This is a genomic window from Nodularia spumigena CCY9414, from assembly GCF_000340565.2.
In the GTDB taxonomy this organism is placed as follows: Bacteria; Cyanobacteriota; Cyanobacteriia; order Cyanobacteriales; family Nostocaceae; genus Nodularia; species Nodularia spumigena.
Genome location: NZ_CP007203.1, coordinates 4,435,274 through 4,457,910, shown reverse-complemented (window position 1 = coordinate 4,457,910; position 22,637 = coordinate 4,435,274). Strand labels below are relative to the sequence as shown.

General features: G+C 42.5%; 25 protein-coding genes. 13 read left to right on the top strand and 12 right to left on the bottom strand.

All coding sequences use genetic code 11. From position 1 onward, the window contains the following. Window positions 1-70 precede the first annotated feature (70 nt). From NSP_RS19490 to NSP_RS19480, 3 genes are all read right to left on the bottom strand, one after another. A complete protein-coding gene (locus NSP_RS19490) occupies window positions 71-910 on the bottom strand; it encodes an Rpn family recombination-promoting nuclease/putative transposase (RefSeq protein ID WP_006198567.1) in 840 nt (279 codons plus the stop codon). 210 nt (window positions 911-1,120) lie between these two features. Beyond that, window positions 1,121-1,369, bottom strand: a complete 249-nt coding sequence (locus NSP_RS19485; RefSeq protein ID WP_006198566.1) for a hypothetical protein — start codon at window positions 1,367-1,369, stop codon at window positions 1,121-1,123. Beyond that, complete coding sequence (locus NSP_RS19480) at window positions 1,338-1,670, bottom strand: DUF6972 family protein (protein ID WP_006198565.1); 333 nt, start codon at window positions 1,668-1,670, stop codon at window positions 1,338-1,340. The genes NSP_RS19485 and NSP_RS19480 overlap by 32 nt, the downstream gene beginning before the upstream one ends. 167 nt (window positions 1,671-1,837) lie before the next feature. On the opposite strand from NSP_RS19480, the gene thrB reads away from it, so the two are divergent. The 4 genes from thrB (at window position 1,838) to NSP_RS19460 (ending at window position 5,971) form a co-directional block, all read left to right on the top strand. Next, the gene (gene thrB / locus NSP_RS19475; protein WP_044482849.1) at window positions 1,838-2,755 is read left to right on the top strand and encodes a homoserine kinase; all 918 of its coding nucleotides are present in this window, start codon (window positions 1,838-1,840) and stop codon (window positions 2,753-2,755) included. A 6-nt stretch (window positions 2,756-2,761) separates the two neighbouring features. Then, window positions 2,762-3,274 (top strand): hypothetical protein, encoded by a 513-nt coding sequence (locus NSP_RS19470; RefSeq protein ID WP_017804354.1) that lies wholly within the window; start codon window positions 2,762-2,764, stop codon window positions 3,272-3,274. 252 nt (window positions 3,275-3,526) lie between these two features. Next, entirely contained in the window at window positions 3,527-5,140 is a 1,614-nt protein-coding gene (locus NSP_RS19465; RefSeq protein ID WP_017804353.1) for an NAD(P)H-quinone oxidoreductase subunit 4, read from the top strand. A gap of 225 nt (window positions 5,141-5,365) precedes the next feature. Next, entirely contained in the window at window positions 5,366-5,971 is a 606-nt protein-coding gene (locus NSP_RS19460; RefSeq protein WP_017804352.1) for a Uma2 family endonuclease, read from the top strand. A 48-nt stretch (window positions 5,972-6,019) separates the two neighbouring features. On the opposite strand, the gene NSP_RS23750 is transcribed toward NSP_RS19460, so the two are convergent. The 8 genes from NSP_RS23750 to NSP_RS19420 form a co-directional block, all read right to left on the bottom strand. Then, complete coding sequence (locus NSP_RS23750; protein ID WP_017804351.1) at window positions 6,020-6,760, bottom strand: dual OB domain-containing protein; 741 nt, start codon at window positions 6,758-6,760, stop codon at window positions 6,020-6,022. 37 nt (window positions 6,761-6,797) lie between these two features. Then, complete coding sequence (locus NSP_RS19450) at window positions 6,798-7,247, bottom strand: DUF488 domain-containing protein (protein WP_006196774.1); 450 nt, start codon at window positions 7,245-7,247, stop codon at window positions 6,798-6,800. Continuing rightward, window positions 7,231-7,911, bottom strand: a complete 681-nt coding sequence (locus NSP_RS19445) for a DUF488 domain-containing protein (protein WP_006196773.1) — start codon at window positions 7,909-7,911, stop codon at window positions 7,231-7,233. The genes NSP_RS19450 and NSP_RS19445 overlap by 17 nt, the downstream gene beginning before the upstream one ends. Before the next feature lie 73 nt (window positions 7,912-7,984). Further along, a complete protein-coding gene (locus NSP_RS19440; RefSeq protein ID WP_006196772.1) occupies window positions 7,985-8,209 on the bottom strand; it encodes a hypothetical protein in 225 nt (74 codons plus the stop codon). A 96-nt stretch (window positions 8,210-8,305) separates the two neighbouring features. Further along, entirely contained in the window at window positions 8,306-8,773 is a 468-nt protein-coding gene (locus tag NSP_RS19435; protein WP_006196771.1) for a hypothetical protein, read from the bottom strand. 89 nt (window positions 8,774-8,862) lie between these two features. Beyond that, entirely contained in the window at window positions 8,863-9,213 is a 351-nt protein-coding gene (locus NSP_RS19430; protein WP_006196770.1) for a DUF1257 domain-containing protein, read from the bottom strand. Window positions 9,214-9,354: 141 nt separating this feature from the next. Continuing rightward, on the bottom strand, window positions 9,355-10,866 hold the full coding sequence (gene ycf46, locus NSP_RS19425; RefSeq protein ID WP_006196769.1) for a stress-responsive protein Ycf46: 1,512 nt from the start codon (window positions 10,864-10,866) through the stop codon (window positions 9,355-9,357). A 90-nt stretch (window positions 10,867-10,956) separates the two neighbouring features. Then, the gene (locus NSP_RS19420; protein ID WP_006196768.1) at window positions 10,957-11,301 is read right to left on the bottom strand and encodes a slr0373 family blue light stress response protein; all 345 of its coding nucleotides are present in this window, start codon (window positions 11,299-11,301) and stop codon (window positions 10,957-10,959) included. Between the two features lie 360 nt (window positions 11,302-11,661). Between NSP_RS19420 and NSP_RS19415 the strand changes: the two genes are divergently transcribed. From NSP_RS19415 to NSP_RS19405, 3 genes are all read left to right on the top strand, one after another. After that, window positions 11,662-12,150, top strand: a complete 489-nt coding sequence (locus tag NSP_RS19415; protein WP_006196767.1) for a hypothetical protein — start codon at window positions 11,662-11,664, stop codon at window positions 12,148-12,150. A gap of 115 nt (window positions 12,151-12,265) precedes the next feature. Then, a complete protein-coding gene (locus tag NSP_RS19410) occupies window positions 12,266-13,420 on the top strand; it encodes an NAD-dependent epimerase/dehydratase family protein (protein WP_006196766.1) in 1,155 nt (384 codons plus the stop codon). A gap of 240 nt (window positions 13,421-13,660) precedes the next feature. Further along, window positions 13,661-14,797, top strand: coding sequence for a glycosyltransferase family 4 protein (locus NSP_RS19405; protein WP_006196765.1), 1,137 nt, complete (start codon window positions 13,661-13,663; stop codon window positions 14,795-14,797). A 67-nt stretch (window positions 14,798-14,864) separates the two neighbouring features. Here NSP_RS19405 and NSP_RS19400 read toward each other — a convergent pair whose 3' ends face one another. Then, on the bottom strand, window positions 14,865-15,140 hold the full coding sequence (locus tag NSP_RS19400; RefSeq protein ID WP_231859496.1) for a DUF7219 family protein: 276 nt from the start codon (window positions 15,138-15,140) through the stop codon (window positions 14,865-14,867). A gap of 44 nt (window positions 15,141-15,184) precedes the next feature. On the opposite strand from NSP_RS19400, the gene NSP_RS19395 reads away from it, so the two are divergent. The 6 genes from NSP_RS19395 to lpxA all read left to right on the top strand — a co-directional run bounded on the left by NSP_RS19395 (window position 15,185) and on the right by lpxA (window position 22,597). After that, the gene (locus NSP_RS19395) at window positions 15,185-16,564 is read left to right on the top strand and encodes a carotenoid oxygenase family protein (protein WP_071839336.1); all 1,380 of its coding nucleotides are present in this window, start codon (window positions 15,185-15,187) and stop codon (window positions 16,562-16,564) included. 204 nt (window positions 16,565-16,768) lie between these two features. Then, complete coding sequence (purC, locus tag NSP_RS19390) at window positions 16,769-17,506, top strand: phosphoribosylaminoimidazolesuccinocarboxamide synthase (RefSeq protein ID WP_006196762.1); 738 nt, start codon at window positions 16,769-16,771, stop codon at window positions 17,504-17,506. Window positions 17,507-17,667: 161 nt separating this feature from the next. After that, window positions 17,668-19,938, top strand: a complete 2,271-nt coding sequence (locus tag NSP_RS19385; protein WP_006196761.1) for a BamA/TamA family outer membrane protein — start codon at window positions 17,668-17,670, stop codon at window positions 19,936-19,938. 205 nt (window positions 19,939-20,143) lie between these two features. Further along, window positions 20,144-20,980 (top strand): UDP-3-O-acyl-N-acetylglucosamine deacetylase, encoded by an 837-nt coding sequence (gene lpxC / locus NSP_RS19380; RefSeq protein WP_006196760.1) that lies wholly within the window; start codon window positions 20,144-20,146, stop codon window positions 20,978-20,980. Between the two features lie 69 nt (window positions 20,981-21,049). Beyond that, window positions 21,050-21,559, top strand: a complete 510-nt coding sequence (gene fabZ / locus NSP_RS19375) for a 3-hydroxyacyl-ACP dehydratase FabZ (protein WP_006196759.1) — start codon at window positions 21,050-21,052, stop codon at window positions 21,557-21,559. A 219-nt stretch (window positions 21,560-21,778) separates the two neighbouring features. Next, window positions 21,779-22,597: an acyl-ACP--UDP-N-acetylglucosamine O-acyltransferase gene (gene lpxA, locus NSP_RS19370; RefSeq protein ID WP_006196758.1), complete on the top strand. Its 819-nt coding sequence runs from the start codon at window positions 21,779-21,781 to the stop codon at window positions 22,595-22,597. The last annotated feature ends 40 nt before the right edge of the window (window positions 22,598-22,637 follow it).

Genomic DNA, 22,637 nt, shown 5'->3' with positions numbered 1-22,637 from the left:
AATAAATCAAAAGCCTATAGAACAAGCTTTTTGACTTTTGACTTTTGAATTTTGACTTCCGCCTTGCGGCCTAGCCTAACCAGGACTGCAAATCAGCCATACTGCTAAAATCAAGCAAGGCTTCACCCAGATTTTCTAATTGTTCCAAAGAGAGAGTTTCAACACGCTGGCGCACATCTGGAGGTAATTCTCCCACTCGTCGAGTTAGGAGTCGCAGTATGAAGGATCTTTCTCTTTGTACTCCTTCTTCCCGACCTTCTTCCTTGATTTCCCGGTAAACTCGCGTTTCTTTGAGTGTTATTCCTAGCATCGCTTCAACCTCCCTGCGGCTTAATTTTTCAAACTTGTAAACCATGATTGTGGTTACTAATTCAATTATGGCGCTACTTGCGGTTTCTGCTTCCTCACAAGCGGAACGTTCAAGTAAATACTTAGCCTCAGAGGGTGCTTGTTCTGAGTCTAGAGTGGTTAATACCATCAATGCTACCCATAGAGGTAATTGACGAATATCTCCCAATTCATCCAAATACACTCGATGCACCTGATTACCGTTCAGGAAACCACGATGGGGATAAATATTACTTTGTTCAATACTGCGTGATGGGTAAATTATCACTGCTTGCCAATCACTAAATCTGTCACTGTTGCGGTAGAAATATAATGAAGATTCAGCAACTACTCTCTCATAGAGTTTTTCGTCTTTTTGAAACTGCACCTCACAGAAATACACCACACCCGGACTTTCATTTTCTGGTGGTAAAAATACCCCGTCAATTTCAAACTTGGGTTCTTTGACAGCTACCGAATCAAAGCGATATGCCCCAGCATTTCCTGGCGGATTTGTCAATAGTTCAAATAATAAAGTCGGGGATTGTTGAAATAGTTGATAAAATATGGAATCTCGGCGCATGAAAGATGTTCCTAGATGAGCGCAATAGTTAAAGATGTGTCAAACGCGCTCATTTGTCTTCATCATCTTAACCTTCAAGGACTGCAAATCATCCAGATATTCTTAAAGCGATCGCTCACTTCGAGAACTTCTAGCAGAAACTAGGGCGAGTATTGCTCACCCTGTAAAAAATCATCCACCTTAAGTTGGAAAAGTCTAGCCACAAGCTTCTCATGCTGCAACTGAAGCTGTTAATCTTCCTTCGACTCGTTCATATTCATCTTCAAGTAGCCAAAGTTTTGCTTCTTCATAGCTGTCACTAGAAAATGCCAACTGATAATTCTGATTTGGATCGTAAACACAGCTTTTACCGGAACTGTCGCTTAATAAAATCAGAACGTATGGAGGTGAAGCCGTGGGATCTATCCATAGCTCCGAGAATTCCCAATTATCTACTAGGTTTTGTGCGTGGGATAACATGGTATTTGTTTCCTTTTACTTTCATTTCAGCGTAATAAAGTGGGATTTTACCGCCATCAATACTGAGACGATATCCAATTGGTTCGGTAAAGTATAATCCATAGCGTTCATGTCCGCGAATCATCCCTGTAAATTCTCCTTGCTCTATGATTGCTTGAGCAAGTATATATATTGTCGCTTCATCAATAAATATATGAGCGCTTCCTTCTTTTTGGAGTAGCTGTTGCATTTGAGGAGTATCTGGGAGATGCTTGGCAACGTGTTTAGTGTCAAGAGTTAGTTCACGGTCAATTAAACTCATTCAAAGCAGTTTTACACATAATTGAGAAAGTTCGTTAAAAAATTTATAAGCGATCGCTTACTCCTATATTCTGTTTTACAAACCATACCTAGCCGCAATTAGCAAGACTCTTGAGCAAATCACCCCTTAACATGAGATGCTGGTTGATGATTGGAGAGTATTTGCAGATGTCTGTTATTTCTAGTATCACTGTTACCGTTCCCGCCACTACAGCTAACTTAGGGCCTGGTTTTGACTGTATCGGTGCAGCTTTAACGCTGTACAACAAATTCAAATTCACTCGCCTCGATGAGGGTGGATTAATTATTGATGTCACAGGTGCAGAAGCTGAACGGGTGCAAACTGATGAAAGTAATCTGCTCTATCAGGCTTTTGTCAAGTTATATCAATATATAGGACAAACACCGCCATCGGTAAAAATGGAAATTCAGCTTGGTGTACCCTTAGCCAGAGGTTTGGGTAGTTCAGCGACAGCCATTGTCGGCGGTTTAGTCGGCGCTAATCAACTGGCGGGTGCGCCTTTGACTCAATTACAGGTGATGGAATTAGCGATCGCAATGGAAGGACATCCTGATAATGTAGTTCCAGCCCTATTGGGGGGATGTCGTCTGGCTGCTACCAGTGCCGATAATTGGGCAATTTGCGATATTCCCTGGAATGAAGATATTGTCCCAGTGCTAGCTATTCCTGATTTTGAGCTTTCCACCAGTGAAGCACGGCAAGTTTTACCCACTCAAGTCAGTCGTGCAGATGCAATTTTCAACACAGCACATCTGGGGTTATTGTTGCGCGGTTTGCAAACAGGTAAGGGAGAATGGTTAAGCACAGCTTTACAAGATAGATTGCATCAACCATATCGCCAAGCTTTGATTCCTGGTTACGATGCTGTGAATGCAGCTGCAATGAAAGCTGGTGCTTATGGGATGGTAATTAGTGGCGCAGGACCGACACTGTTAGCCTTAGTAGATCAGTTACATTCCCAGGCTGTAGAAGCGGCGATGTTATCAGCTTGGCAATCAACCGGAATTACAGCCACAGTGCGATCGCTTTCTCTGGATACCCAAGGTGCAAGCTACCAAGGATAAACCGTCATGATTAACCAAATTCATACAGAAATCACCACCCTCAACTCAGAAATTCAGGCGCTTCAGCAAGAACGGGCTACCCTGAGTATTAATAATGTCTTATCTGGGAAGAATGATTCACCCTCAGCAATGGTGGAAGCTTGTCGCCGCCAAGCCAGAGAAAATGCCCAATTATCTATAGAACTCAAGGGTATAGACGATGCGATCGCAGCGCTGGAAATACAGCGACAATACAAACAAGCACAATTAGAACATTGGCAAAAACAATCCCAGCAACTTACCCAAGAGCAAGAATTAGAACAAGCCAGAGAAGTAGCTCAGGTTCATGCCCAACGCATTAATCAACTAGCCGCAGAACTGTCCACAGAAATCCGTCTACTAAAATCTTGCGCTGATTATTTGAGTCCCATGTATTGGCAAGTCTACTACAAGCCCTTCATTACAGGGTTCAAGACCATCTCAGTTCCCTATGTGCGCTCAGATGGGGAAGTCTGGACAATTGTAAATCGGATTGTTTGAAATTCTTCGTATTTGTCCAAAACGCAATATATCATAACTTAAATTGGTGACTTTAGTCACTTTTTTTATATATATTTTTGTATTGACGTTGCAAAAGTTTACATCTAGAATGGTTTTGACAGGAATTGGTAAGTATTTATTCCTAAAATTTACTCAAAAAGTCAAGATTAGGGATAAATAATATTTACAAAAATACACATTCCTTAATATAATGAAATCATAACCAAAAAGGTAAATCGATTGTCAGAAGTAATGAATGCTATTGAATTTCCCTGGCTGTCAGCCATAATTTTATTGCCCCTGGTGGCTGCCTTAGCCATCCCTTTAATCCCAGATAAAGAAGGCAAAACCGTTCGCTGGTATGGTTTGGGAGTGGCGATCGCCGATTTTGCCCTGATAATTTCTGCCTTTTGGTATAGCTACGACTTCCAAAACCCCACACTGCAACTCGTAGAAAACTATGCTTGGGTTCCACAGTTAGGTTTAAATTGGTCTGTTGGTGTTGATGGTTTATCAATGCCCTTACTTTTATTAACCGGCTTAATTAACACACTGGCAATCTTCGCGGCCTGGAAAGTCACCACTAAGCCGCGATTGTTTTATGCCTTGATGTTGGTGATGTACAGCGCCCAGATTGGCGTATTTGTCGCCCAAGACTTGCTATTATTCTTCCTAATGTGGGAAATCGAGTTAGTACCTGTGTACCTGCTAATTTCCATCTGGGGAGGTCCAAAGCGCCGTTACGCAGCTACTAAATTTATTCTCTATACAGCCGCAGCATCAATATTTATCTTAGTAGCTGGTTTTGCAATGGCATTCTCAGGAGATACCGTCACCTTCGACATGGCGACTCTGGGAATGAAGCAATACCCCAAAGCCTTAGAATTATTAACTTATGCAGGATTCTTAATCGCCTTTGGTGTGAAGATGCCCATCTTCCCCTTACACACTTGGCTACCTGATGCCCACGGCGAAGCATCTGCACCTGGTTCCATGATTTTGGCTGGTGTGTTGTTAAAAATGGGTGGTTATGCACTCATCCGCTTCAACGTTGAAATGTTGCCTAATGCCCATGTTTACTTTGCCCCAGTCTTAGCAGTATTAGGTGTAGTTAACATTGTCTACGGTGCTTGCTGCGCCTTTGCCCAAACAAATCTCAAACGCCGCTTGGCTTACTCCTCAATTGCCCACATGGGATTTGTCTTAATCGGCATAGCATCTTATACAGAGATTGGGATTAGCGGTGCTGTATTACAGATGGTTTCCCACGGTTTAATTGCTGCTAGCTTGTTCTTCTTATCTGGTGTAACTTACGAACGTACCCACACCTTGATGATGGACAAAATGGGCGGTATGGCCAAAGTAATGCCCAGAACCTTCGCAGTATTTACAATTGGTGCAATGGCTTCTCTAGCTTTACCCGGAATGAGTGGCTTTGTGGGTGAGTTGATGGTGTTCCTCGGTATCGCTTCCAGCGATGTTTACAGTTCCAGCTTCAAAATTGTAGTCATCCTGTTGTCGGCGGTTGGTGTCATTTTAACTCCAATTTACCTACTCTCGATGCTGCGCCAAGTATTCTACGGTGAACAAAACGCAGAATTACATCTAGATACTGTAGTTGCTGACATCAAACCCCGTGAATTGTTTATCACCGCTTGTTTGATCATTCCCATCATCGGTATCGGTTTCTATCCCAAGTTAGTTACGCAGACTTACGATGTGAAAGCAGTGGAACTAGCAGCTCATGCGCGTCAAGTTCTACCAGTATTCGCTCGTCAGCAACCCGCAAGTCTGTACTCGACTATCTTCACTGCACCAACCTTAGCTTCATCTGAAATTGATACTTTAGTTAATCTCTCAGAGTAAATATAATACCCAATCCGGGTCAATACTGTTCGGTGGGAGCAAATTCGTGAGCCGAAAACCCTTGTAGAGACGTTCCATGGAACGTCTCTACATTCCTTAACCGAAAAGTATTGCAATCAGGGTGTTGCCAGTAAATTCTAAATATGAGGGGATTAGAGGGGTGGTTTTACAACCACCCTTAAAATTTTTTATATGCTATTAATACTGGACAAATCTTGATGTGATATGACTACTAACTTACCTGTAATCACAGAAATTGTACCAATGGTCTTGCAGATGCCACCTGCGATCGCCATGACCGATGATCAATTTTATGAATTTTGTCAGATCAACCGTGATTTTCGTATTGAACGCAATGCTGCTGGAGAATTAATGATTATGTCCCCCACTGGTTCAGAAACCGATGAGCGCAATTTTAACTTAATTGGCCAGTTGTGGGCGTGGACAAAGCAAGATGGTACAGGTATTGGGTTTGGTTCCAGTGGTGGATTTACCTTACCTAATGGCGCGGTTCGTTCTCCCGATGCAGCATGGATAAAATGCACACGTTGGGAAGCTATATCACCGGAACTGCGAAAGAAATTTGCCCCAATATGTCCTGAGTTTGTCATTGAATTGCGTTCTGAGAGTGATAACTTGCGAATTTTGCAAGACAAGATGCAAGAGTATATAGATAATGGCACGCAACTTGGTTGGTTAATTGATAGAAAGCAACGCCAAGTTTTTATCTATCGTCCCAATACTGCGGTTGAGGAATTAGATCACCCTAAAACCCTTTGCGGTGAGCCGTTACTACCTGAGTTTATTTTAGATTTAAGTCAAGTTTGGTAAGGCCAATTTTAACTGCTTCAAGTTATAGTTCCAAAACATAATTCAAGTTTAAAGCCATCCTAAGCGTTGCTTCACATCTGCAACATTTATGACTGCTGCCACTAATTTATAGCAAAACTTTTTTTCTTGCCCAGAAGGTATGAAAGGTTCGCTTAAGCTAATAGTCAGTCTGAATTTATCCGGCTCAAACTGATGCAATTTTAACTCTTCTATCACTTCTTCACAAGAATATATTCCTTCTTCAAAATAATCAAGTTTATCTGTCCATATAGAATCTGTAATCGGTAAATCATAAGAATTTCCAGATAAAGAGAAAAGACACCTGAATTTTTTCTTATCGATTGTTTTAACTTGCCACTGAACTTTTTCCGGTTTTATCAGTGCTAATGAAGACTGAACAGGTGATTTTTCCAGATTTTCATAACAAATTTGTTTATCTGAAGTACCTAACAGTTCTGGAGAAGAATGTCTTTGAATTTCTGGACTTAGCAACCTTCTAGCTTGACTTAAAGTTAAACTTCCTAATACTTCCCATGATTTCCTAGAATCTATTAACCAATTTTCAGGTTGGTGGCATTTTGGCTCAGGTTTAGTACATGGAATTCTGATAATGTCAAAAAGTTGAGGTTCACTGTCATTGGTTAGAGTATAATGCTCTGGGTATAGAGTACCATCTCTTTTATTAGAGACTGGACGCAGCCAACCCGAACCATCTGTTTTCAAACCAGCAATACAAATTCCGCCATGCTTAGTAGATTTGGCAAGGCAGATAATTTCAAAAATAGGCATTCTAAACCTCTGATTCGCAGCCTTTTCAAGATTACGTTTAGAGGTGATGAATTTTGATAGGTGTGTTTAGCTTATTTTGCAAATACTCAGCAACTAACCGACGATGGCAATTATGAGGCTTTGCTTCACTACACAACAAACAAGCTTCATCTAAAAGGTCTGAATTAACCTTCTTCTCAATCTGTCTCTCTGTGATGAGTTGATTGAACCTCTTTTCATATAATGCCCAGTTTATTTGCTTTTTTTTATATTCTTCGAGAATATCTTTAGTTGGAGCTAAATCAAGAATATGGATATATTCAATTTCTCCAATTTTACGGAGAAAATACTCTAAATCATTCTTTTTGGCAAATCCCGCCAATTGGGAAACATTATTTAGTCGAGTGTCAATGACTCGCTTAACCCCCGCTTTGATAAGTGTTTCAAAGAATTGCTCGGCTTTTTTCTGAGTAAAGCCAATAGTAAATAGATTAACTTGCTCGCTCATGAGAATCTTCTGTTTCTGTATATGTCCGTTCTACATACGCTATTCTGTCACCTTGTAACTGATATGCTTTTTGAATTAATTCCTCACGAGAAAGGGGTTTTTCTATAGTATCTATAGGTCGCATATCAAAGAGAGAAAGTTGTTTAACAGAATTTTGGTTATCAGGCAACAATTTATATAAATTATGCTGCTTTAATAGTCTATCTTCTAAACATTCATGTGATTCTAAGTCACCATTTTTATGAATATGGTTAATTTCTAAACCTGTCTTTTTCAAATGTGGACAAACCAAAATAGCTCTATGGCAAACAATAGGGTCTTGTTCAGCACACATTAAACTAATTTGATGTTGTTCAGCACCCTTAATCAGACGATTTAACCCTGTTGCGAAAGCTTTCGTGGCACTAATTAAATCATAACGAGCCATACCCTCTACGTAACAGCTTCGATCATGAGGACGAGCGCCTAAATTATCGCCAAGGCTGACATATGCAATATCTACGGTTTGGAGTGCTTTTTTAAAAGCAGGTTGATTGAAATGTGGAAATCTCCGACTGTAAGGGCTAGAGCGTACATCTGCTACAGCCGTAATTCCATTTTGTTTTAAATTTTCAATAAAAGTTTCAATTGAATGATTGGAGTGTCCAATAGTGAATATTTTCATAATTCATCATAATTTGTGAGTATAATTTCGTTGTAGTAGAGCCACAATTGCATTCGTGTCGAGCAAGTAGCGATTACCACTCATCGCGTAAACTTCTTTGTATAGCTACTGCATCTCCTTCCCAAGTTAACTTTCCTACCAAATCAGAGAAATCATATCTGGGTTTCTGCTCCTCGTTTGACGAAACTGGATTCAATACAACTACAATATTTACTTCACCAGCCGCTAACTGCGTGGGAATGTTCAGATGTAAATATCCTGATTCATCAATCGTCGTCGTAAGTTTTAAAACTTCCATTGCCAAATATATCAGATTTCAGGGGTAATGGTGGGTTACGCTGACGCTTTAGCGTAGCCATGCCCCTTGGGCTATACCCACCCTACTGGATGGACACTAAAACTCTTTGTGGTGATTCTTTTCACACCCCATTCTATTAATGATTCTTCTTCTCAAGTCATTTGAAAGCCATAAGCTATTTATCTCTCCAACAATATCGCTACAAGGTCTTCCCTGCTGCTGTCGTTGTATTGTGTAAACTGCAACCAATAATTCTTCAATACCAAATTGAGATACGGCATCACCAATAACAGTCGCAATACCTAATAAACCTAAACCTGCAACCATTCCAAAAGGTCCACCCAACATAGCTAAGGCGGCTGTAATAACTGCTCCACCAGCCAACCCGGTACCAGCAGCGATAGAACAAGCCACGGCAAACATAACTGCTGGTAGTCCTAGAGACGCTATCTTACGTGCAATTTCGTCAAAGCTCATATATGGATGTAATAAAGTTAACAAATTTATTGTACCCATATATAGTTTTTGATTGAAAATCATGGCAACAAAAAAATGGGCAACCAAGAAATAAATCCCAGTCCCAATAAAAAAAGCGGGCTAACCGCTAATGAAGTGGTTAACCCGTTCAGCTTTGGGAACGCGCTGAGAAAATTCTATTGCAATACCAACTTGACATTGGCGTTTTGCAGACCGCGCTGTTTTACTTCAGACAAGGTTTTGTTAACAGCATACTTTTGGTTGATGGAGTTGATCAACTCGGTCTGATTGTGCTTCTTAGCAACGCCCCACAGGTCAGCGATAAGGTCAAAGGAACCATCGCTATTGTGAGACCAACCTAGATCATATTCGCCTTCCAAAACAGCTACGATGTCGGAACGAACGCGCTGACCATTGTAACCACGAACATCCGCTTCAGTCTTCACGCTAATACCAAGGTCGCGTAAAGAAGACTTGAGGATCTCAGCATCGGTGATTTTGGTACGCAGAGTGCTAAAATGAGACATTTGGGTTTCCTCCAGTGAGAAGAGTAAGAAAAAAGACAACGGTTTTTTTCGGTAAGCCGCGCTGATGGAAATGCGGCTTTTTCTCTTAGCTGCTAGCTTTTGGGGCTAGCCTTTGCCCCTGGTATTAGCAGGGGAAAGCTTTTAAAACTCCATGCGCTGATATTCGGCGACGGAGGCTGCGGCGGGTCGTGCGCGCTGTCTGGCCCAATCTCTTAGGGCTGTTACCTGTTCTTGCATGGTACGTGACAACGGCAGAGTTGCTTTTAGTGCAGCAATAATATCTAATTGGGTGAACTCGCGGTCTTGGGCGAAGGCTTCATACATTGCCGCCACAAGTGCTTGTTCAATTTCTGCCCCAGAGAAGCCGTCAGACATCTTGGCTAATTGCTCAAGGTCGAATCGAGAAATGTCTTCACGACGTTTGGTGAGGTGGATATTATATATATCCTGCCTTTCTTCGGCTGTGGGCAGATCCACAAAGAAAATTTCGTCAAAGCGTCCTTTCCTCAGAAACTCTCCAGGCAAGCGTTCCACTCGGTTCGCGGTTGCCATCACAAATACAGGAGATTTCTTGTCTTGCATCCAAGTTAGGAAAGAACCAAAGATTCTACTTGATGTACCACCATCGGAATCAGATGAACCTGAGCTACCTGCAAAGGATTTATCTAATTCGTCTATGAACAGAATCGCTGGAGAGATGGATTCTGCTGTTTTTAGGGCGTTACGTAGATTGGCTTCACTTCGTCCCACCATTGAGCCGTCATATACTCGCCCCATGTCTAGGCGTAGTAATGGCAAACCCCACAGTCGGGAGGTAGTCTTGGCAATTAGTGACTTACCACAACCGGGAACACCAAGAATTAACATTCCTTTGGGTTGAGGCAAACCATACTCTCTTGCCCTTTCTGTAAAGGCATTAGAGCGCTGTTTGAGCCACCTTTTGAGTTCTTCTAAGCCACCTACAGCATCAATGGTTGCATCTTCTTCGATGTATTCTAAAATACCATTGCGCCGAATCAGTTGCTTTTTCTCAGATAGAACTATATCTACTTCTTCTTCCGTTAAGCGTCCAGTTGTTACCTGTGCTTTACGGTATACTTTTTCAGATTCATCTTTAGTTAAACCTAAAGCTGCTCTGAGAAGCTTTTCTCGCGCCTCGGTTGTCAACCGTCTGCCTCGATTTTGCTCTAAATGGTAGGTTAAAACTTTGTTTAACTCCGCCATATCTGGCAATTTGAAGTCAAGAACGACAACTTCTTTTTCTAGTTCAATGGGAACTTGTTGCATGGGTGACATCAAAATGATGTTTTTCTGCATTCCCTTAAAACTAGCGATCGCATCACGTAAGGATCTCGTTGTAGCAGGCGCATCAATAAACGGATGTAAATCTTTAAGAATAAATATACCAGGTTCTTTCTGCCGGATGATCCACTCAATCGCAGCCTCCGGCGAAACAGTATTGTGTTGGGTGACGTTCCGGGGTTGCCCATATTCCACGATGCCGTGAGTTACTGTCCAGACGTAGACGCGGCGTTGGGGCTTTAATAATTGGGCGATTGTGGAAATTGCCTGTTCCGCCCGTTCTTCCTCGGAGGTCACAAGGTAGATTAGAGGATATTGAGCTTGAATTAAGATATTGAGCTCTTCTTTCATACAATCGACCTGCTTGAGACCTTATACAGTAAAGACATCGTTTGTTGGTTGTGGCAACCGAATCATGAACTGTTCATTCATCATTCTTACCTAGCAAGGAACCAATTCTTCCTCACCCTTGGGATGAGTTTCATCTTTTTCCATCTCATCAATGGATAGATGCTCTGGGATTATTCCTGGCTGACTGCTCATGGCAATCAATTCTCCATCACGCAAGACTAATGAACTCTCACATTCTGGACAGGAGTAAATTCGGTGCGTTCGTCCATAGGCAGAAGCTTCGACTTCCTCAACTAGTTCTGAATTAGCAAGGTAGAAGACTAGGGCGCGTTCGGCAAGCTCTGACATCGGTTCTGAATCAATAGCTGAACGAATCTTCAGTTTTTTGTGAAGTTCTGGCGACAGATATAAAGTAACCTTTTGCTTAGTTTGCATATAACTCTTTAACGGCCTTACCCGGGTATGTATATTACGTTATCGATTGCTTTGTGAGTTGTCAAGACATTAAAGCGTTTTGATGGCAATATTGTTACATTTGTTTACATTTAGCAATGACATAGTTATTAGACATCTCCAGAAAATAATGTAGAGACGTTGTATACAAGGTCTCTACAAGGGTTATGGGAAACGCACATTTAATTCTCACCAGATGTCTATTGAACTGAGTTATTTATAAAACATTTACCTATTTCTACTCATGCAACTAACCACGGTTAAAAATATGGCATTTTATCGATAAAAATTAGGGTTATCTGGTAAATTTGAAATATAAGTAACTTGATAAAAAATATAATAATGTCTACCAATACAGTAAAAACCTGTAGTTTCAAACAAAAAATTTATACTAAAACTAAAAGCCTGGGCGGTAAGACTGTCCTGTTATTTAGTCTGTGGAGTTGTACTGCAACCAGTTTACCAGCACCTGATGTGACATGGAATACTTATAATAATTCACGTTATGGCTTTGAATTTCCATATCCCAGTAATTGGAATCCCTTACCAGCCAAAGTAAATAATGATGGGATTGTTTTGGTATCACCAAAAAATAATTATGTGGAAATTCGGGCATGGGCTGCTAATCGGCTACCTGATTCAAAAGAAAATACCAAAACCACGATTAACCCCAACTCAAGATCAAGTCCAATATTACTGGCAGGCGCGCAGCCAGAAGCAAGAATTTTCCGATTACTATCATTTGTTTTACTACATCGCCTACCAGTACCGGATTCAGGAGTAGGAGAAGTGAGGGAATGGGGAAGTATAGTCAAAAATTCTGATTCGTGATCATCCTCATCTGCCTAATTTCCCCAGCCAAAATTACCTCTTTTTACAAGAATGATGGTTGAGAGGGTACAGAAACCTGATAGATTTAGCTATCAGCGAGTAAAAACTGGTGAAGATGAAAGTCCTGGTAATTGGTGGTGATGGATATTGCGGTTGGGCAACTGCACTTTACCTTTCCAACCGAGGTTACGAAGTTGGAATTTTAGATAGTTTGGTGCGGCGGCACTGGGATAATGAATTGGGTATCGAAACTCTGACTCCCATCGCACCAATTCAGCAACGCCTCCAGCGCTGGCAAGATTTGACTGGTAAATGTATCGACCTATTCATTGGCGATATTACTAATTACGAATTTCTCAAGCAAGTTTTACACCAATTTGAGCCGAACGCCCTCGTGCATTTTGGTGAACAACGTTCAGCGCCCTTTTCGATGATTGACCGAGAACACGCCGTTCTCACTCAGGTTAATAATGTCGTCGGTACTTTAAACTTGCTGTACGCCATGCGAGAAGACTTCCCAGATTGCCACATGGTGAAACTGGGAACAATGGGTGAATATGGTACACCCAATATTGATATTGAAGAAGGGTTCATCACAATTGAACACAATGGTCGCAAAGATACCTTACCGTATCCGAAGCAGCCGGGTTCGATGTACCACTTGAGCAAAGTTCATGATAGTCACAATATCAACTTTGCTTGCCGCACTTGGGGGCTGCGGGCTACAGATTTAAATCAAGGGATAGTTTATGGCGTTCTGACCGAAGAAACGGGAATGGACGAAATGTTAATTAATCGCCTTGATTATGATGGTGTATTTGGTACAGCACTGAATCGTTTTTGTATTCAAGCGGCGATCGCTCACCCTCTCACCGTCTACGGGACAGGTGGACAAACTCGCGGCTTCCTAGATATTCGGGATACAGTGCGATGTATTGAACTAGCGATCGCCAACCCAGCCGCACCAGGCGAATTCCGAGTATTTAACCAATTTACTGAACTATTCAGCATTGGTGACTTGGCATTAATGGTGAAAAAAGCTGGGAATGCGATCGGGCTGAATGTGGACATCAATCACCTGGATAACCCCAGAGTTGAGAGAGAAGAACATTACTTCAACGCGAAAAATACCAAACTGCTGGATCTAGGTTTACAGCCGCACTATCTCTCTGATTCCTTACTTGATTCATTGTTAAACTTTGCCGTCAAGTATCAAACACGAGTTGATCACAAGCAAATTCTGCCCAAGGTTTCTTGGCACAGAAAATAGATTCAAGCCTGCTGGAAACTGTTCGTCATGTCTTAGCAAAACATGATGGACAGTTAATTTTTGTTGAGCATCAACTATATATTTTGTGAGGTGGGCAAAATGCCCACTTCTACCTAGCAAGGCGGACTTACCACAGAACCTGCGTAGGCATGATTTGTATGTATAGCCTCAGACTGATAATCTGCGGGTAATTGACTGCAATGTAAAAGAATCTGGGATTATCTGCTTGTATAGTTTTTTATGAGAATCGCTCTATTTACTGAAACCTTTCTGCCCAAAATTGACGGCATAGTAACGCGCCTCCGCCATACAGTTGACCATCTACAGCGCAATGGCGACCAAGTATTAGTATTTGCTCCTGATGGCGGAATTACTGAACACAAAGGAGCCAAAGTTTACGGTGTTACTGGCTTTCCTTTGCCATTGTATCCAGAGCTAAAAATGGCCTTACCCCGTCCGGCTATTGGTTATGCTTTAGAAGAATTTCAGCCAGATATTATTCATGTGGTGAATCCTGCTGTCTTAGGATTAGCTGGGATTTTTTATAGCAAGATGCTTAAAATACCGCTAGTTGCATCTTACCATACCCATTTACCTCAATATCTCCAGCATTACGGTTTGGGAATGCTCGAAGGGTTTCTGTGGGAATTGCTCAAAGGCGCTCATAATCAAGCCGCTTTGAATCTTTGCACCTCTACAGTCATGATGGAAGAACTCACAGAACACGGGATTGAACGGGTGAAGGTGTGGCAAAGGGGTGTGGATACAGAATTTTTTCATCCTGATTTAGCTAGTGGGGAAATGCGATCGCGTCTGTCCCAAAATCACCCAGAAAGTCCCCTACTGCTGTATGTCGGTCGTCTTTCCGCCGAAAAGGAAATTGAGCGCATCAAGCCCATTTTAGAGGCAATTCCCCATGCTAGATTGGCATTAGTGGGTGATGGTCCCCACCGTCAAGAATTGGAAAAACACTTTGCAGACACTCCCACTCATTTTGTCGGGTATCTCACCGGACAAGAGTTAGGCTCTGCCTTTGCTAGCGCTGATGCCTTTATTTTTCCTTCTCGGACAGAAACACTAGGCTTAGTTCTACTAGAAGCAATGGCGGCGGGATGTCCAGTAGTAGCCGCCCGTTCTGGGGGAATTCCTGATATTGTCACGGACGGTGTAAATGGCTATCTTTTTGACCCCACAGCAGATATTCAAGATGCGATTCATGCTACTGTCCGCCTCTTGCAACACAAACAAGAACGAGAGGTAATCCGTCAAAATGCCCGCAGCGAAGCAGAAAATTGGGGATGGTCAGCTGCTACTTGTCAGTTGCAAGATTACTATCAAAAAGTGGTATTTTCCGCAAAACTGACAACTGTAGCTTGAATCAGTCAACAGTCAACAGTTATCAGTCATCAAGGTTTTTTGACTGATAACTGATAACTGATAACTGTTAACTGCTGGTACTTTCCCCATCATCACCTTGAAAGGGCGTTTCGCCAATTTGCAGTTGTTTTTTCGTTTTTTTCAACTGTTTCCACAAAGCCTTGATTTGTTCGTAAGCTTCATCTGGGGTCAACTTTCCACCTGTTTCTAAATTACAGATGTAACTAATACGTTGAGCAAATTCCTGCAAATTGGCATTAAAAACCAAGTTTTCCGGCTTTACATGACCATAGTAGCGTCCACGAGGATAGAGAAAGTCATCTTTGTCCATTATTTTTCCCATTTATTTATTAAATATTTTTGGTTCATCAGTACCTATGATGCTGAATCTGCTTTAAAAAAGCCGGAATCCTGACTAGACAAGAAATTCAAACTGATTATCCTCAATGTTTTGGGAAAATTTCTTTTTTATCCCTGTTCCCTGTTCCCCTTTTCCCACCCATTGGACTATATCACTGGTTTGATGGTGATGGTATGTTACATGGAGTCAACATCAAAAATGGTAAAGCGAGCTACCTTAACCGCTACGTGGAGACCGAAACCCTAAAAGTTGAAAAACAACAAGGCAAAGCAATTTGGCCAGGTTTACTCAACCTACCTCGATTTGACTCTCCTTACGACATCATGATTAAAAATCCTGCCAATACATCTGTAATTTGGCACGCTGGGAAACTTTTAGTCTTGTGTGAAGCCGGAGTACCCCATCATATTCGCGTCCCAGACTTAGAAACCCTTGGCGCTCACACTTTTAACAATCAACTCACCTGTGCTTTTACAGCTCATCCCAAAATAGATGCTGTCACAGGGGAAATGATGTTTTTCGGCTTTTCTCCCATTGCTCCACCGTACCTATCCTATGGCGTAGTCACAGCAACAGGAGAAATTACCCGCATTGTGCCAATTGAGTTACCTGCCCCTGTAATGATGCATGATTTTGCCATTACGGAAAATTACTCAATTTTCTTAGATATGCCCCTAACCTTCCAGCCAGGACAAATGATCAAAGGTGGAATTCCCCTAGCTTTTGACCGCACACGTAAAAGTCGTATTGGCATTATGCTACGCCACGGGGATAACAACACTCTACGCTGGTTTGAAGTGCCAACTTGCATGGTTTATCATACCGTCAATGCTTACGAAGAAGGAGAAGAGATAGTTCTCTTAGGCTTGCGGATGCCTTCAACTAATCTCTTAATTCCCGACGATAGTGACAACGGTAACAGTTCTGAAAACGAAATTGCCAAAATGTGTCGCTGGCGCATTCATCTCAAAACTGGAGCTATTACTCAAGAGTTGCTTGACGATCAAGTTACAGAATTTCCCCGAATTAATGAGCAGTTGGTGGGGCGCAAAATGCGTTACATCTACGCTGGACAAGGGGCAATTTACGCCAGTCCCAAACCCCTGCTTGATGGCGTGAAGAAATATGATTTAGAAACAGGCACAGCTGAAAGTTATTTTTATGGACGGGGACGTTTTGGCGGTGAAGCGGTATTTGTTCCTCGTCCTGGGGCAACTGTTGAAGATGATGGTTGGGTAATCACGTACATTCACGATACCATTGCCAATAAGTCAGAATTACTGGTTTTAAATGCCCAAAACATCACATCCGAACCTGTAGCGCGGGTTATGCTTCCTCAACGTGTACCGTTTGGTTTCCACTGTGGCTGGGTTTCCTCTGAACAAATGGCAACTCAGAAAATTTAGCTAACTTCACTAGGGAGCAACGCGATTTTGTTAGATAATTGCTCCCTACCCCCTGCCCTCATCCTTTGAGGGCATAGGTGTTTGATATCAGCCAACAAACCATAGCAAACTCACCACCAATAGCGGATCTGGAATAACTAAAGATAAAATAGTTAAGCCTGAAAGGGCGAAAGCTGCCCACTGCCTAAAACTTTACCTTATATTATGTCTGTTTACTCTCAGTTATACGAAGGCAAAGCTAAAATTCTTTATGCAACAGACAATCCAGAAGTCTTGTTGGCTGATTTTAAAGACGATGCCACTGCTTTTAATGCCCAAAAACGTGGCAGTATTATTGACAAGGGAAAAATTAATTGTACTATTTCTAGCCAGCTATTTCAGCAATTGGAAATATATGGTATAAAAACCCACTATATTGATAGCCCTAATCCGCATCAAATGCGAGTTAAGGCTGTAAAGATTGTGCCAATAGAAGTAGTTATCAGAAATATTGCGGCTGGTAGTCTGTCTGTGCAAACAGGATTACCAGTAGGTACAGTGCTGAAACAACCTTTGGTAGAGTTTTATTATAAAAACGACCAATTAGGAGATCCACTGTTAACACGCGATCGCCTATTTCTGCTAGAACTAGCAACACCGGAACAAGTAGATACAATTCACAATCTAGCATTGCAGGTCAACGAGTTTCTCCGTGGCTTTTGGCAGCAGTGTGGCATTACCCTAGTAGACTTCAAACTAGAATTTGGCTTGGACTCACAACAGCAGATACTCTTAGCAGATGAAATTAGCCCTGATACTTGCCGTTTGTGGGACACAGCCGAAGCAGACCCTAACCTGAGAGTAATGGATAAAGACCGCTTCCGCCGTGACTTGGGGAATGTAGAGAATGCTTACCAGGAGGTCTTACAACGAGTCCTACAAGCAGTAGAAAGTAAAACTTAAATTTGTCAAAACCACTCAGAACAAATGGTTTTTTACTGATACTTGTGACTTATACAGTAAATAGGCAATAGCAAAGAACTTTCTTGTGACCTGATATCCTTTGCATAAGAGCCTGATTGTCAAGGGAATGGTGTGTGGATGTGAAGAGGAATTTAAATAAAATGCGTTTATCTCCCGTATGGGTGGCAATGGTAGCAATTGCAACGCCATTAGGCGGCTCCCCCAGCGCAAATGCCCAAACCATTAATAGTTCAAAACAAACAGCAGAGGTTTTCACACCTGAGATTAATCAAGCAGTTCCAGCAAGTGAAATTCTAAACTTTCACTCCAACTCCACAGAAAATCAGTCTGTTGTCCCAGTTTTCTCAGCTAAATCAGTTCAGAAGACTAAATCAGAGGTCATAATTCCGACCTTGACAACACCCGAAGTTGCTCAAACCTCTGAGACAACGGCAAATTTGCTCATCCAACAGCCTAATTCTGTGGCAAAAATTGCACCCCCAGTAATTGGCCAGGCGGTACCCTCACCAACCCCTGAAACTACTCCAAACCTGGAAAATTCCAATACTCCCAACGCCACCCCAAATGCTGAAGAACCTCGCGTCCTGGTATCAGAAGTAGTTGTTAGACCTGAGACAGGAGAACTAACACCGGAACTGGAAAACCAAGTTTTCCGAGTAATTGGAACTCAACCCGGTCGGACAACAACCCGCTCTCAGCTGCAAGAAGATATTAACGCCATCTTTGGTACTGGCTTCTTCGCCAACGTTCAGGCAGTGCCAGAAGATACGCCGTTGGGTGTGCGAGTGAGCTTTGTCGTCCAAGCCAACCCTGTCTTGAGTAAGGTAGAAGTGCAAGCCAATCCGGGAACTGATGTTCCCTCTGTACTGCCTCCTAGCACTGTGGATGAAGTCTTTAGTGAGCAATATGGTCAAGTCCTGAACCTGCGGGAATTGCAAGAAAATATTAAGCAGTTAACCCAGAAGTATCAAGAAAAAGGTTACGTACTCGCCAACGTCATTGGCTCGCCACAGATATCCGAAAACGGTGTTGTTACTCTGCAAGTAGCCGAAGGGGTAGTAGAAAATATTAAAGTCCGGTTCCGCGATCGCGAAGGTCGGGAAACAGACGAGAAAGGAGAACCCATTGCGGGTCGGACACAGGAATATATCATTACGCGAGAATTAGAGTTAAGTCCAGGAGATGTATTTAACCGCGACACAGTACAAAAAGACCTACAGAGAGTATTTGGACTAGGGCTATTTGAAGATGTCAATGTCTCCCTTGACCCTGGTACTGACCCGACTAAAGTCGATGTCGTGGTGAATGTAGCCGAACGTAGCACTGGTTCCATTGCAGCAGGAGCCGGGTTTAGTTCTGCCAGTGGATTATTTGGTACTGTAAGTTATCAGCAGCAAAACCTCGCAGGCAGAAACCAAAACCTGGGAGCCGAAGTACAGGTGGGACAACGGGAACTGCTGTTTGACCTCCGGTTTACAGACCCCTGGATTGCAGGTGACCCCTACAGAACTTCTTATACAGCCAACCTGTTTCGCCGCAGTTCCATTTCATTGATTTTTGATGGACAAGACGGTGATATTAGGACATTTGAACCAGACGCAACAGATAACGAAGGCGATAGCCCTCGTGTTCTCCGACTAGGTGGTGGTGTTACCTTTAACCGACCATTATCTCCCAACCCCTACGAGAGATCAGAATGGACTGCTTCAGCCGGATTGCAGTATCAACGAGTTTCTACCCGTGATGCCGATGGTAATGTCCGACCAGAAGGAGCTGTGTTCCAGGATGGAATCGCCGGAGAAACAGTTCCCCTGAGCTTCTCAGGAGAAGGTGAAGATGATTTGGTGCTATTACAACTAGGCGCACAACGCGACCTCCGTAATAACCCCTTACAACCAACCAATGGTTCCTTCCTGCGCTTTGGGGTCGATCAGTCTGTACCAGTAGGACTAGGTAGCATTTTGCTCACTAGATTACGAGGTAACTATAGCCAATACTTACCCGTGAGTTTGACTAGCTTCGCCCCAGGGCCACAAACCCTCGCTTTTAACCTGCAAGGGGGTACAATTCTGGGTGACTTACCTCCCTATGAAGCTTTTACCCTTGGCGGTAGCAACTCTGTTAGAGGTTATGAAGAAGGAGCTTTAACTAGTGGACGCAGTTATGTCCAAGCATCTGTTGAGTATCGCTTCCCTGTTTTCTCCGTAGTCAGTGGCGCACTGTTTTTTGATGTTGGTAGTGATTTAGGAACTACAACTAGACCGGCTGAAGTCCTCAACAAAAACGGTAGTGGTTACGGCTATGGACTCGGTGTGCGTGTACAATCCCCACTAGGCCCCATTCGTATTGACTACGGTATTAACGATGACGGCGATAGTCGCATCAATTTTGGCATTGGGGAAAGATTTTAAGTAGTCATTGGTCATTAGTCATTGGTCATTGGTCATTAGTCATTAGTGATTGAACTTTTGACTTCTGACTTTTGATTTTTGACTTCCCCAAAGGGGTGCTAGCCACTTGCTAATTGTCACATTTGCCTGAATACTGTTTCCATAAAGGGTCTTTGGCGAAACCTCAGATGAATTATACAAATCAAAATATATTAATTTTTTGCTCATGCAACAGCACACCATAGCCGGGGAAATCACCCAAGCTGGAGTGGGACTGCATAGTGGTGTCATTACCAATGTACGGATATTACCCTCTGAACCAGATACTGGACGCTATTTTGTGCGGGTCGATTTACCAGATTTACCAATCATTCCCGCCCAAGTTGCAGCCGTCAATCAAACTCTTCTCTCCACTCAATTGGGTAAGGGTGAAGCCTGTATTCGCACAGTAGAGCATTTATTAGCCGCCCTTGCGGGAATGTCGGTGGATAACGCCCGCATTGAAATTGATGGTTCAGAAGTACCACTATTAGACGGTTCTGCAAGGGTTTGGACAGAAAGTATTGCTCAAGTTGGCTTGGTATCACAACCCATTAGCAACCCAGTTCCTTGGGTGGTGAAAGAACCAATCTGGATCTATGAAAATGATGCTTTTGCTTGCGCCCTCCCCGCATCAACAACTCGTTTTAGTTACGAAATTGATTTTGCACTATCGGCTATTGGTAATCAATGGCACAGTTGGTCACTGAGTGGCAGTTTTGCCCAGGAAATTGCTCCGGCTCGTACTTTTGGTTTACTGCATCAAATTGAACATTTACAAAAAACCGGGTTAATTAAAGGTGGTAGCTTGGATAATGCCCTGGTTTTTGGATCTGAAGGTTTGGTAAATCCACCATTAAGATTTGAAAATGAACCAGTTCGTCATAAAATATTAGATTTAGTAGGAGATTTGAGTTTATTGGGAACTTTTCCGCAAGCTCATTTTTTAGCATATAAAGCCAGCCACAATTTACACATTCAACTGGCGCGGAAAATTTGGGAATTGCAATTGGCTAAAGTCTAAAATTTCCATTGTTTACAGGTTTTAACACCTGCCTACTTGATTTATCAATTAAAAAGCAACATACAGCTAATGGCAATCGTCACTGAAGTGAATAGTCCCGATACAACTGAACCTACATCTACTGAAGAACAGACTACTGAAATTAAAACCACATTTTCATCTGTAGAAATTCAGAAGTTGCTCCCGCACCGTTACCCATTTTTACTTGTAGATAAAATCATTGACTATGTGCCAGGAAAATTGGCTGTAGGTGTGAAAAACATCACGGTCAACGAACCCCAGTTTACCGGACATTTCCCAGAACAACCACTGATGCCTGGAGTGCTAATTGTTGAGGCGATGGCACAGGTAGGAGGCATTATTTTGAAGCAATTACCTGGGTTGGAGGATGGACTATTCGTTTTTGCTGGTATCGATAAAGTGCGCTTCCGCCGCCAAGTCGTTCCCGGAGATCAGCTAGTGATGACAGTGGAACTGTTGTGGATAAAGCAACGTCGTTTCAGTAAAATGCAAGCCCGTGCTGAGGTTGACGGACAACTGGCTGCTGAAGGCGAATTAATGTTTTCTCTCATTAAGTAAAAATTTGCTTTGTGCTAGTGGGTAAAGCCGTAATTTACTCTTAACTTAGACCTCAATAAATAAGAATAGCAGTAAAAAAGAATCCACAATAGCATTTGATAATTTCTAGATTTTCGTCGCCCTCACACATAACTTGCTTGACTCGACACTTTCGGCTACTGATTGTAGAGACACGTTTAATCGCGTCTCTACACTTAAAAAAGTTATGGAGATTCACCCTTGAAGACGCTTATTCATCCAACTGCTGTAGTTCATCCTAAATCGGAACTCCACCCAACAGTGCAAGTCGGTGCCTATGCTGTGATTGGACCTCATGTCAAAGTTGGCATGGAAACAATTATTGGCGCTCATGTCGTGCTAGAAGGGCCTTGTGAGATTGGGACGCGAAATCAAATTTTTCCAGGCGCTGCTATCGGTATGGAACCCCAGGATCTCAAGTTTGTGGGAGAACCAACTTGGGTCAAAATTGGTGACAATAATTTGATTCGTGAGTATGTCACTATTAACCGTGCGACTGGTGCTGGTGAAGCTACGGTGATTGGCAATAATAACCTTTTAATGGCTTATGTACACGTAGCTCATAATTGCATAATTGAAGATAATGTCATCATTCCTAACTCCGTAGCATTGGCTGGTCATGTCCACATAGAGTCACGCGCTAGGCTGGGTGGAGTTTTAGGTGTGCATCAATTTGTACGCATTGGTCAACACGCAATGGTCGGGGGTATGGCACGTATTGACCGGGATGTTCCTCCTTATATGTTGGTGGAGGGAAATCCAGCACGAGTCAGAACTCTGAATTTAGTCGGACTGAAACGTTCTGGGATGAGTTCAAGCGACTTGCAAGTTCTTAAAAAAGCGTTTCGGATTCTTTATCGCTCTGGCTTAAGTTTTAAGGAGGCTTTGGAACAGCTGGAACAGCTGGGCGAAACTGAACAATTGCAATACCTGCGTCGTTTTTTGCGCCTTTCTCAAATGTCTGGAAGACGTGGTTTAATTCCAGGAAGGAAAAAATCAGACGCAAGTGATGAGTCTTAAATTATCTGTGTAAAGACGCGATGAATCGCGTCTCTACAAG